Source organism: Thermophagus xiamenensis (assembly GCF_900112795.1).
Lineage (GTDB): Bacteria > Bacteroidota > Bacteroidia > Bacteroidales > Marinilabiliaceae > Thermophagus > Thermophagus xiamenensis.
The window spans coordinates 93,582-105,797 of sequence record NZ_FONA01000006.1; the positions used below are offsets into that span (position 1 = coordinate 93,582).

Consider the following 12,216-nt stretch of genomic DNA (forward strand, 5'->3'; position numbering starts at 1 on the left):
ACGATTAAAATACAAGATTAACACCACCTATAAATAACCTGGCCTGAGGATAAGTACCCATATCCATCAGGTCGGTTGATTCCGGGTCAAGTCCGGTATAATCGGTGATGGTAAATACATTTTGCGCAGAAATATAGAATCTCATATTTTTCAACCCTATCTGTTTAATTCCCGGGAAAGAATACCCAATTTCAATATTTTTCAACCGAAAATAAGAGGCATCTTCCACATAAATACTAGAGACCTTGCTTCCACCGTTGTCGGTAAAACTAACTCGGGGAATGCTATTTGTAGAACCTTCGCCATCCCAGGCATTCAATACATTTGTAGTATAGTTAAAAGGCCGGGTATCATAATCGACAGTTTTTTTGGATTCGTTGTAGCGATCCACATCTCCCACGCCTTGAAACAAGAGGGAAAAATCGAAACCTTTATAGGAACCTGAAAAACTTAAACCATAAAGTAATCCGGGATTTGGATCGCCAATAAAATCACGGTCATTATCATCAATTTTGCCATCACCATTTAAATCTTTAAACCTAATATCACCGGGTACAACAGTAGGATTACTGGTACCAAAAAGATGTTCTGCTATTTCCTCTTCATTTTGGTAAATACCTTCAAAAACATACCCATAATAAGAATTCAATGGATGACCGGCCTCTGTTCGAGTTACGCCATCTACAATGCTAGGTAAATTGGGGTGTAATTTTTCAACCTTATTTTTATTGGTGGATAAATTGGCGTTAATGCTGTATTTAAATTCATGCTCTCTGTTTCGATAGGTAAGGCCAAACTCCCATCCCTTATTACTTACTTCACCGGCATTAACGATAGTTGGTTCCACATCACCGACAATACTTGGAAGACTAATTGGCAGGAGAATATCGCTAGTATTTTTATTGAAGTAATCAACAATCAAATACACTTTGTTTTTAAACAAACCTAAATCCAAACCGTAATTGTATTGGGTAGTGGTTTCCCATTTAAGGTCAGAATTTCCATACCTGGATATCAAATATTTATCACCTTCCTTTTCAATAAGAGTGAGATAGGCATAATTGTCTATTTCTTGATTTCCTAGCTGACCAATACTGGCTCGTAGTTTCAGATCAGAAAGCCAATCAAACTTATCCATAAAAGGTTCTTCGGATAATTTCCATCCAAAGGAAACAGACGGGAAAAATCCCCATTGATTATCCTCAGAAAATCTTGATGATGCGTCAGCCCTTAGATTGGCTGTAACCATATACTTCATATCATAAACATATGTGCCGGAAGCAAAATAAGACATTAAAGCCCATTCTGAAGCTGTGCCACTATTCCATAGATCTTGTTCAGTACTTCCGTAATCAATGTAACGGAACTCATCACTATCATAATCGTACCTCCATCTTGAAGCACTGATATCCGACTCATAATTAGTAATAAACTCACTTCCTATTAGCGCATTAACAGAATGCTGCCCAATATTTTTCTGATAATTTAAAGTATTGTTCCAGGTAAGCGTAAATGCTTCGCTTCGGGATTCACTTAATCCATCCGGACGATTTTGCCGGCCCAATCCCTCGTCAATTGAACTTCCGTTGCCATCATCATCCCCAAAATTTTCATAAAACGCTTTATTGTGGTAAAAATTTAAATCAATACCCACATTAGTTCTAAATTTCAGGGACTTGTCGGCAAGAAAGTCAAATTCGCCATACAGATTACCAAAAGTTTTAAATTGCGACCTTTTATCATCGGTAAAATAAGCTAAGGCAATTGGGTTTTGTGTCCATTCATATTTATCACTCTCAAAAGTTCCATCCTCCTTATAGAAAGGCAAGTCGGTAAAGGGATCATCTTCAGAGTAAGTGGGGTCATCTTCACTCTTGTATACTGAAATAATAGGGGGACGCAATAAAGCATGTCGGATAATCCCGGGTGTATCACCACTGGAAGAGAGTTTATCTTGAATGGCATACGACAATTGCATATTGGTCCCAATCTTAATCCTATCGGTAAGATTGTTATTTATATTAGCCCTAAAATTATACCGCTGATATTTGTCATTGTCATAAACGACAATACCATCCTGGTCAAAATAACCGGCCGAAAGAAGATACTGCAATTTTTCATTTCCGCCACTTGCTGTCATTTGCACATTTTGAGAGAAACCGGTTTCAAAGAGTTCATCTAACCAATCGGTATCGGCAAAATCACTTCTACCTTTATCCGCCGAATAAGGATTCGTACCAGAATAGCCAGAGTTATCCCATGCTTTTTCAAGAACATCCAAATATTGTTCGGCATTCAATAAATCGGGCAGATTGGCGGCAAATTGCACCCCTCGGTAGTAATTGATATCAAATTCTGATTTCCCGGCTGCTCCGTTTTTTGTGGTAATGATAATGACGCCGGCCGAAGCACGAGAGCCGTAGATGGCAGCAGCCGAGGCATCTTTCAGGACCGTCATTGACTCTATATCAGCGGGATTAAGAAAAGACAGCTCTCTGGTAGGAACACCATCTACAATATAAAGAGGGTCGTTACTACCAATTGTACCTTCCCCCCTTATACGAATATTAATTTCATCCCCAGGTGCCCCGGTACTTTGAGTTACCTGAACACCAGCCACTTGACCTTGCAGGGCTTGTCCCAGTTCGGCGACCCTTCTTTTTTCCATATCTCCAACACTAACAGGAGATACAGCACCTGTTAAGGTAGATTTCTTTTGAACCGAATAACCTACTACTAATACCTCATCCAAGCCAACCATATCCTCCGATAAAGCAACATCAATCTGGGTTTGGTCACCAATAGTGACTTCTACCGTCTTCATCCCTACAAAAGAGAAGACCAAGACCTCGGCATCGGCAGGAATAGTTAAACTGTAATTCCCATCCATATCAGTAATGGTTCCGATGGTAGTGCCTTTAACCGCTACTGTTGCTCCGGGGATAGGCTCTCCCTCTTCATTGGTAACACGTCCCCGGATATTAATTTCCGTTTGTTGAACATTTCCTAAGGAATTCTTACCATTAGAGAGAATAATTTGGTTATCAACAACCTTATAGACTATATCCCTTCCGGCAAAGAGATGATCCAGAACTGCAAAAATATTCTCATCCTTAAATTTTACAGAAGTAAGAAAATCAACATCGACAAGTTTTTCATTATAAAGGAAGTAAAATCTACTTTGATTCTCAATTTCATCGAGAACCTTTTCAGCCTTAACATTTTCAAGCTCAATGGTTAATCGTTTAACCTGAGCATAAGAGCTTTCTGCGAAGATGTGAGAAATTCCCACAAACATGAAGAAGAATAAAATTCGCATGATTCGAAAGGTTTTAGAAAGGATACAATAATCCCACCCTCCTAACTTAGGATTTTTTTTCATAGCTTTGTAAAGATTTTAAAGTCCAACATTTGGGGATGAGGGAGTTGCCGCTCCTAATTCCCCCTTTTTTTATATGCAACACCTAGAGTAAAATTCCTAATCAGCTAGTATCAAACTTTTTAGTCATCGCTTTTATTTATTTATTTATGACGCAGTATTACTTTTTTCCGAGAAAAATTACCCGACTTATCTTTTTGATTATCAATTATCTCATACTGAATAGGAGATGATAATTTTAAAAGTCGTAACACATCTTCCAGTTTTTCATCTTTAAAAGTAGCCCTGAAAGAGTAGTCGAGTAAAACGCTATCATCAATTACCACATCCACATTAAACTATCGCGAGAGTTCCCTCGCCATCTGATGCATATTTTCGCCCCGCAACATCAAAATCCCTTCTTTCCAGGCGGAATAATGCTGGGGATTAACATTTCTGCGGGTAAGTTTTTTTTCAAAACTATTGTAAACCAACATTTCTCCAGGTGTCATTAAAAACGCTTGTTGACTTCCATAAGGAATAAATTCAACTTTTCCTTCCTCCAGCACAACTTCCATTACTTCTTCGTCGGGCCACATATCAATATTAAAACGTGTTCCCAAAACTCTAACAGCTCCTTGTTTACCCTTAACAACAAACGGATGTATTGAATCTTTTCTAACATTGAAAAAACCTTCACCTTCCAGCGTTACCTTTCGTTGTTTAAAAGGGATAGTATAACTTAAAGTAGAACCACTATTCAACCACGCAGTAGTGCCATCAGGCAATTGGGTTTTTATTCGGGCCCCCAGCGGAACAACAACCTCAACTACGGAGGGTTGTAAATGGTCACTATACCCAATTAAAAGCCAGCCAATCATTAAACCTATTATGGGTAACAGCAATATTGCTGCAATCTTACTATACCAAAACAAAACCTTTTTAATTCCACCTTTTGGTAATAACTTTTTTTCATGCTCCAAATTGATTATGTAATGTATTTTATGCAGGATAGGAGAAAGATCTTTCTTTATATTCGCTTTGGAAAGGGCATCCCAGTCCTTTCTCATGCGTTTTTTTAAACTTATTTCATTAGCCTCACCGCAAAACAACTTTACAAAATTTTTTTCGGTCGGTAAATCTCCCCCACATCCGTTAAGATATTCATCAAATAATTGTTCCTGCTCCTGATTCATCAGTATAAAATATTTATCTAATTCATTGGTCTGATGGAACTCACATACCCTAAAGTTTATACATGATCTTGGTGTGACAAACTTTTCTGGTCATGATCGTTTCATTATTATAAAATTAATTTAAGTCATTTGTTAGATTGAACTCGCCTGAACGTATTTAATTTTTATAAGTTCTGGTTGTAATTACCATAAGTTAATCATACTCTTTTCATCCGCATAAAATTTACTTATTTAATTGAACTATTGGTGCTTAAAATTAGTCAATAGTGGTTAGTCGTTAGTGATTAGTCGTTAGTCACTAGTCCATTAACACTAATGACTGATGACTATTGACTATTGACTTCTTCTGCCTTCTGCCTGAGCACTTCTGCCTTGGGCTATTTTATACATGCTCTTTTGTGGCTAAAATCGCTATGCTCGTTTTATTAGACAAAATGACATTTTTGCAAATTAACATCTATTAATTCAGAATTATTAAAGTTTATCCTCATTTTTCTACTGTAATATTATTGACATGAACAATTGATTTTTTAACCGTGAATTCATTAATAGCACATAAATTCTTTCACCAATCGATTTTGCCATGCTAATAGTAATACCCTTCCAATAAAAAAATCTCCCGAAAAATTTTACATTTTTTAATCAGGAATCTCATTTTTTGTTATTTTATGTTGCTTTTAAAGAATAACAAAATTTAAACTTTGGCACCGTAGCCGGTACTTTTTCACATTAATTTCAATAAATCTTGAAAACAATCGGAATTTAAAATTCCCACAAGCATGAAACCTGTCTAATTATCCCATATAATGAAATGACCACGACAAGAAGGCTTACTGCAATAAAAGCAATAAATAACTAATGGATCAGGGCAAAAGAATAATTCATTAATTGAATGATTGCAGGTTTTCAGCCACTTAAGAAAAGTCGGAAAATTGGTTCGACCAAACCATTTATTATCGGAAAATAATATTCAATTGAAATGAATTAAAAAATTATGATTCTCAATAAATTTTCAAAACCTGCCTTTCCTGCTCAAAAAACTACCAAAAACTATTTAAACACACTATTGAATAAACAAATAGAAAAAAAGCCAAAGAAGAGGTTTCGACTCTTTAAGATGAAGGCGTAAAAACTTAATAACTTCAGAAATCTGGTTGTCAACGGTCTTAGGACTTACACCCACTATGGCAGCTATTTCTTTAGCCGATTTTCCTTCAAATCTACTTAATCGAAATATATTCTGCTTTTTTTTGGGCAACTTTTCCAACAAAGCAGCAATTTGCTCTAAAACAGAACGATAAACAATAGAGGTTTCTGTTGAATTATCACTTTGGTCTTTGAAGTCAACTTCTAAATCCAGATATAGGCCCCGATATCTAAAATAATCCCTAACTTGATTAAAAGCTATGGTGAATAAATAAGAATGAAAACTTTCATCAACCTTAATCTTCGCACGATTTCTCCATATTTTCAAAAAAACATCCTGGACCAGTTCTTCGGCATCAGCTTCAGATTTCAGATATTTCAATCCAAATGCATATAGTCGTGAGGAATAAGATTCAAAGAGTTGGTTAAAAGCAGAGATGCTTCCATTTTTGAGTTCTCTTACGTATTCTTTATCTTGAAGCATGCATCTTTTATTTAAAGATGCAAAAATGTAAATTAAAATTAAGAAATGCAAAACACATTTCTCAATCGATATCTTTCACACATCTGAATCCCAAATGCAACGCTCCTGAATCAGGTGAAGATTTCATTCTGGCCGAAGAACGATAGCCGGCACAATAAGAGTCATTACATAAAAATGAACCCCCTCTAATTACTTTTTTAGGAACCCCTGGTTCCATAGGATCAAAAGAAGTCTCTGGTCCTTGAGGATTTAAAGCAATTACTTGTTGAGCAAGGAAAGCATAATAATCAGGATGATACCAGTCGGCTGTCCACTCCCATACATTTCCTGCCATATCATATAATCCGTATCCATTTGCAGGAAAAGAGCCTACAGGCGCGGTTCTCTGAAATCCATCTTCCACAACATTCTTGTAGGGAAAATTTCCTTGCCAGAAGTTTGCTCTTTGGGCACTTACAGGTTCATTTCCCCAAGGATAAATATAGTCATTGTTCCCTCCCCTGGCAGCATACTCCCACTCGGCTTCGGTAGGTAATCTTTTACCGGCCCAGGTGGCATAGGCCATTGCATCATACCACGAAACGTGAACCACCGGATGGTCATCTAATCCTTCAATGGAACTGCCGGGACCCAAAGGATGCCTCCAGTTGGCACCGGGGACCCATTCCCACCAGGCGATATAATCACTCAATGAAACTTCATGATCAGGTGATTTAAATACCAGTGAAGCAGGAACTAATAAGGAATCTGGAGGTTTAGGGGTCCCGGGAGGCAATTGCTTTTTTATTTCTTGCCAGTCTGGTCTACGCTCGGCAGTGGTAACATAACCTGTAGCCTCTACAAATTCCCTAAATTGAGCGTTAGTAACGGGATGTCGGTCCATCAAAAATGAATCCACATAAACTTTATGAACGGGAAACTCGTCAGGCTTTGCAAATTGATTTTCTTTGGCACCCATTTCAAATTCCCCACCGGGGATCAAAACCATATCTCCCAATGATTGATTTGAAGAATTATTTTCTGCTTCACCAAGCGTTTGGGGACTCGCTAAAAAGCGGCTTTCCTGACTGGTCGTTGGCATGCAACATAAATCAGACTCAGACTCAGAAGATTGATTATTTGTATGACATCCTGAAAAACATAATATTAGCAATAAAGATACATATACCAACTTTTTCATCCGCATTGATTTTTAACAGATTCCATCATACCTGTTTTGTAATTAAACTCTTAACTATTGCCAAATAAAGTGAGGTTTTCCCGGGCTTTTATGCCAACAATCTCATCTGTTAAAATGTTCAATGCGGATAATTTTATCCTAAATTCAATTAATTTATGACTTTTAATCCTAAATTATACCGATGTAACAAGTTTAGCAACTTAGGTTATTATATGAATTTAAAGTGATGAAGACATTAGAATTAGGCCAACAAAACGTTCGTCTTTAGACAGTTATATAATTGATTCGTTAAATGCGCCTTGCAAAAAAACATGGCATAATTACTAAAAACTATGGACTATACAACGCTATCAGCCAAAAAATCAATCATATTAGACCAAGAATCCATCATACACTACTCATTATTTTCATTCACATTAACCCCATTAGAAGTAAATTTCTCCAAAACATTTTGAGGAAGAGTCCAATCATGCTCAAAATATCCTTCAACAATAACATTATCATTACTATTTCGAAATAACAGAAAATCCTTCATTCCTTTTAAAGCTAAAGCCCCATGAGAACCTCCAAAACGGATTTCTTTCCCGGAACTTTGATCATCTTTATTACTTATCCAAAATGGCAGGCCGGAACTAACAACCACCAGATGCCCATTATTGGGATAACAATAAACAAGCCCCAAACTATCGTTAAGGTTTTCTAAATGCAGAGGCAATTCATCAGCCATTTCAGCAAGAACCGAATTGGTTTCTTTTGTGCCGAATAGAATCATATTAGAATGATACTTATCAAAATGGGTAACTTGCCTGTCAGCAATAACCCTGGGATTAACGGTACTCCTTTGATGATAAAAAGGACCAAAAGAAACCGAAAAATCGGCAGCTTTTTCAGCCATTTTTTTTCGTATTTCTATTTCCTCAGGTCCTTGTGCATTAAGTGTACCATACACATAAACGTGCCGGCTTGTCACAACTTGAGATAAAGGACCTTCTAACCCTTTCTTTTTTTCCTTTACACCTGCAATAAATCGTTCCGAAATCCATTTTCCCGCTTCTTTTCGAAAAGCATGATTAAACCCGGGTGAACTTATAAGTTCTTGCCCGTCAATAGTAACTGACAATAATTGTCTGGAATTAAAACGGGGATGCCCTTTCAGGTTCAAAGAAAAAGCTTCCAGATTATCGGTTTCTACATTAACCTGATTCATATCTGTAAATTCTGCATCAATTCTAGCCAATGTTCCCGGTGTTAACTTATCTATTGTTACCCAATAAGCACCGGAATATTTATACCACTTGGTGGCAAAACGTACTCTATCAGGAAAAGGGTTTCGACGCACTCCATCAAACCATTTAAAAATATTTCCATTGGCGTAGGCATTTGCCCAAGAATCATGATGCACCCCCGGATATTCATAATATTCAACCAAAGTTCCCAAACTTCTTAATTCATCAACAATTTGTCGTGTTCCTTCTGGACGCACAACCGGATCTGCTCCACCCTGAAAAATGGCAATGGGAAGATTAAGTCCATTCTCCATTAAATCAAAAACTTCAAACGGTAGTGCAGGACATACCGGGGCAATAGCAGCAAATACGTCCGGTCGCGACAATCCGATATACAAAGTACCGCCCCCTCCCATCGATAAACCTGTCAGATATATCCGATCCTCATCAATATTAAAATCCTTCCGGCACTTTTCTATTACCGCCATAACATCTTCTTCCGGAATCCCAACATATCCCATTGTTCCCCGTGCATAAGGGGCTGCAACAATATAGTCGACATCTTCCCACTGAGGAAAATATCTGGAAGCTTCCGCATCACTTTCTCCAGGTAAATTGGTTTTCCCAAAAACCCTTCTTAAAGCCAGCCTATGGTTTGACATAGCTCCATGAAGCATAACCACCAGGGGATATGGCTTCTCAGGATCAAAATTTTCAGGAAGATAAAGTGCAAAAGGTTGCTCTGAATCATCAATTTCAGAATAAAAAGTTTCAACTTGGGGCCCCACCTGAAAATATTGAGGAATTGCAGAAGTTTTAAACAAAAATCCCCCAACAATCACCGCTATAACAATTCGTATCGTACTCATACTATCTATTTTTGCATTAAGCGTCCAGATAAACAAAACAAAAACAATTTTCAACAATATAAATAATTTGGCTAAAAATCAATATTTACATCACACATACTTTTAAAGCAATACCTTCATTTTTATTGTAGCAAATTATTTTCTTGATTATTGGCTAACAACAACCGCATTACATCCAAAAATTCCATACTTATTTTCCAATAATCCTTTTGAGTAGCCAAGCCCTAATGGGTCTAAAAAATTCTAACCTATCAATCACTCGAACTCAATTCATTCAATCCTCGAATTTCCTCAACAATTTTCTTATCGGGCCTGAAACCGCAATCATAGATTGGGACTGCCCTCGCTATATCAAAAATTCTTTCAAGATGTTGTTCTGTCATTCTTTTATCAAAATAATGTTGAATAGCATTAGCCATAAACCGCATGGCAGCTTCAATCCCGCTCATTCTTTTTAATTCATTTTGAATTGACTGTCTGAGAAGAAAGATCTCATGAAGAGGTGCCATGGCAGGTCTCTGTGCATAATAAGGCATCGGTGTATTAAAAAAATACCATTGTCCTTGCCAATGGTGCAGCCAAAGCCGATCATCATTAATAATATCAGCTCCGGAACGTTGCCAAAGTTCTGCCATTGTACTTTTGCCGGTACCTGAAACAGCAGTGAAGAGACGTCCTTTCCCCTGGTCCATAATTCCCGAGGCATGAATCAAAACATCATTCTGAAAATGAGCTAAAATTACCATTAGCATAGAGCCTAACGGCTCAAGTAGAGGATCTATTGTTAGATTTTCTCTTTGGGGAACAATCCTGGTATAAATAATTTTTTTCCCAAAATCAACATGGCAAATGAGTTCCTGAATTTGAAAATCCTCAAAATAATCCACATAGATTCCAACAGCCTCTGAACTCTTCAATATTTCCCAACGATAAGGAATATCGACACCTTCAAACGGTTCACCTTTCAACACTGTTTTCATTGGAGCCTTCTCTATGTGGTCCGTAATATCATATATAAATTGAAATGTTATTTCGGTAGGAATTAATTCCTTATTAAAAAGAAAAGTTCCCAAAGGTTTCAGGCAAATAGATGGAGAGTCAGATTCAACCTTTAACAATATTCCCGGCAAAAAAATCCTAATCATAAATCAAAATTGAGGCTTTAAAGTAATGCAGGTGCACTCTTGCGGAACGAGTTTATACAAATAAACATTAACTTTTTTGCAATAACATAAAAAATATAAAGCAAAACCATCAAATTTTTACCGGTGAATGGGACTGAAATTATCATCCAGCAAAAATCATTTTACTTTCCTTATAACATTTTTATTATAAGCATTTTTTAAGAATAGTTGGATGTCACTGTCGAGTATTTCTCTATTCACATCATATTTCTCTAAGAGTTTTTCCAAAAGGATATCTTTATTGGCAGGCTCTTCAAGTAATTCAAGAATATCTGATCCCACTTCATTAAGAATGATAACACTAGTCATGTCGGCAACACTGTTAGCTAGGGGGACCAAAACCATTTCATTTCCCATGCGACGGATAACAAAATTTTCAGAATTTACCTGATAAAACTCGTCTGGATCAATCATATGATAATTTGCTAAACAATGGTGAATTAAATGATCTTTATAAAATCATTCTGGCAAAAGGTGCAACATCCTGCCCAACAAATTGTTTCCTCAAATACTTGAAGTAACCGGTGATAGCAATCATAGCTGCATTGTCGGTGGTATAAGCGAACTTTGGAATATAGATATTCCATCCATAATTTTTTTGTCCATCTAGGAATGCCTGCCGAAGCCCGCTATTGGCGGATACGCCTCCTGCCAAAGCAATTTCTTTAATTCCGGTTTTTCGGGCTGCTGCCACCAACTTCTCCATTAAAATATCAACAATTGTTTTTTGCAAAGAAGCGCAAAGGTCGGCTCTATGATTATCTATAAAACCGGGGTCTTCTTTAATATGGTCCCTTAAAAAATAAAGAAACGAAGTTTTTAGCCCACTAAAACTATAATCAAAATCAGGAATCCTGGGTTTAGCAAATTCAAAAGCATTAGGATTACCCTCTTTGGCTAATTTGTCAATAAGTGGCCCGCCGGGATAAGGTAACCCCATCACTTTGGCACATTTGTCGAAAGCTTCGCCTGCAGCGTCATCAATGGTTTGACCAATAATTTCCATATCCAGGTAATCCCGCACCAGAACAATCTGACTATTGCCTCCCGAGACTAAAAGGCAGAGAAAAGGAAATTCGGGCACTTTATGTTGTTGTCCGGGCTCCTGAATAAAATGAGCCAAAACATGTGCCTGCAAATGATTTACTTCTATAAGAGGAATATTACGCGCCAATGCAAACCCTTTGGCAAAGCTCGTCCCTACCATCAATGAACCTAATAATCCCGGTCCACGTGTAAAAGCAATGGCTGATATATCTGAAACTGTTACACCGGCGTCTTTCAGCGCTTTATGTACTACCGGAATAATATTTTGCTGATGAGCTCGCGACGCCAATTCAGGGACAACACCGCCATATTCTTCATGAACTTTTTGCCCGGCAACTACATTGGATAATATAGTATCGCCTTTTATAATGGCAGCTGATGTATCATCACAGGAAGATTCTATACCTAAAATTACGGGATTCATATTTTTCTATACACTAAGTAATACTAAATAAGCCCTAAAGATAACAAATTCAATTTACATCCAAGTAGAGATACAATATCCTACTGAGTTATGGCCTCAATA

At 37.2% G+C, this 12,216-nt stretch carries 9 protein-coding genes; all 9 read right to left on the bottom strand.

Going from position 1 to position 12,216, the window contains the following annotated elements; genetic code table 11:
- Window positions 1–4: 4 nt before the first annotated feature.
- The 9 genes from BM130_RS04890 to tsaD all read right to left on the bottom strand — a co-directional run bounded on the left by BM130_RS04890 (window position 5) and on the right by tsaD (window position 12,114).
- Entirely contained in the window at window positions 5–3,382 is a 3,378-nt protein-coding gene (locus BM130_RS04890; RefSeq protein ID WP_074964287.1) for a TonB-dependent receptor, read from the bottom strand.
- Between the two features lie 140 nt (window positions 3,383–3,522).
- Entirely contained in the window at window positions 3,523–3,711 is a 189-nt protein-coding gene (locus BM130_RS15630) for a DUF4974 domain-containing protein (protein WP_237706165.1), read from the bottom strand.
- A 6-nt stretch (window positions 3,712–3,717) separates the two neighbouring features.
- On the bottom strand, window positions 3,718–4,554 hold the full coding sequence (locus BM130_RS04895; protein ID WP_254771976.1) for a FecR family protein: 837 nt from the start codon (window positions 4,552–4,554) through the stop codon (window positions 3,718–3,720).
- A 1,063-nt stretch (window positions 4,555–5,617) separates the two neighbouring features.
- Window positions 5,618–6,184, bottom strand: coding sequence for an RNA polymerase sigma factor (locus BM130_RS04900; protein ID WP_010528501.1), 567 nt, complete (start codon window positions 6,182–6,184; stop codon window positions 5,618–5,620).
- Window positions 6,185–6,245: 61 nt separating this feature from the next.
- Window positions 6,246–7,364 carry a formylglycine-generating enzyme family protein gene (locus tag BM130_RS04905; protein WP_010528502.1) on the bottom strand — a complete coding sequence of 373 codons (1,119 nt, stop codon included), beginning with the start codon at window positions 7,362–7,364 and terminating at the stop codon, window positions 6,246–6,248.
- Between the two features lie 394 nt (window positions 7,365–7,758).
- Window positions 7,759–9,459, bottom strand: a complete 1,701-nt coding sequence (locus BM130_RS04910) for a carboxylesterase family protein (RefSeq protein ID WP_010528503.1) — start codon at window positions 9,457–9,459, stop codon at window positions 7,759–7,761.
- A gap of 251 nt (window positions 9,460–9,710) precedes the next feature.
- Window positions 9,711–10,604, bottom strand: coding sequence for a hypothetical protein (locus tag BM130_RS04915; protein ID WP_010528504.1), 894 nt, complete (start codon window positions 10,602–10,604; stop codon window positions 9,711–9,713).
- 156 nt (window positions 10,605–10,760) lie between these two features.
- Entirely contained in the window at window positions 10,761–11,057 is a 297-nt protein-coding gene (locus BM130_RS04920) for a PqqD family protein (RefSeq protein WP_010528505.1), read from the bottom strand.
- Between the two features lie 37 nt (window positions 11,058–11,094).
- Window positions 11,095–12,114 (bottom strand): tRNA (adenosine(37)-N6)-threonylcarbamoyltransferase complex transferase subunit TsaD, encoded by a 1,020-nt coding sequence (tsaD, locus tag BM130_RS04925; RefSeq protein WP_010528506.1) that lies wholly within the window; start codon window positions 12,112–12,114, stop codon window positions 11,095–11,097.
- Window positions 12,115–12,216: the final 102 nt, after the last annotated feature.

Coding starts and splice junctions, on each gene's coding strand:
- BM130_RS04890 (WP_074964287.1), bottom strand. CDS start 3,382: ATGAAAAAAAATCCTAAGTTAGGAGGGTGGGATTATTGTATCCTTTCT.
- BM130_RS04895 (WP_254771976.1), bottom strand. CDS start 4,554: ATGAATCAGGAGCAGGAACAATTATTTGATGAATATCTTAACGGATGT.
- BM130_RS04900 (WP_010528501.1), bottom strand. CDS start 6,184: ATGCTTCAAGATAAAGAATACGTAAGAGAACTCAAAAATGGAAGCATC.
- BM130_RS04905 (WP_010528502.1), bottom strand. CDS start 7,364: ATGAAAAAGTTGGTATATGTATCTTTATTGCTAATATTATGTTTTTCA.
- BM130_RS04910 (WP_010528503.1), bottom strand. CDS start 9,459: ATGAGTACGATACGAATTGTTATAGCGGTGATTGTTGGGGGATTTTTG.
- BM130_RS04915 (WP_010528504.1), bottom strand. CDS start 10,604: ATGATTAGGATTTTTTTGCCGGGAATATTGTTAAAGGTTGAATCTGAC.
- BM130_RS04920 (WP_010528505.1), bottom strand. CDS start 11,057: ATGATTGATCCAGACGAGTTTTATCAGGTAAATTCTGAAAATTTTGTT.
- tsaD (WP_010528506.1), bottom strand. CDS start 12,114: ATGAATCCCGTAATTTTAGGTATAGAATCTTCCTGTGATGATACATCA.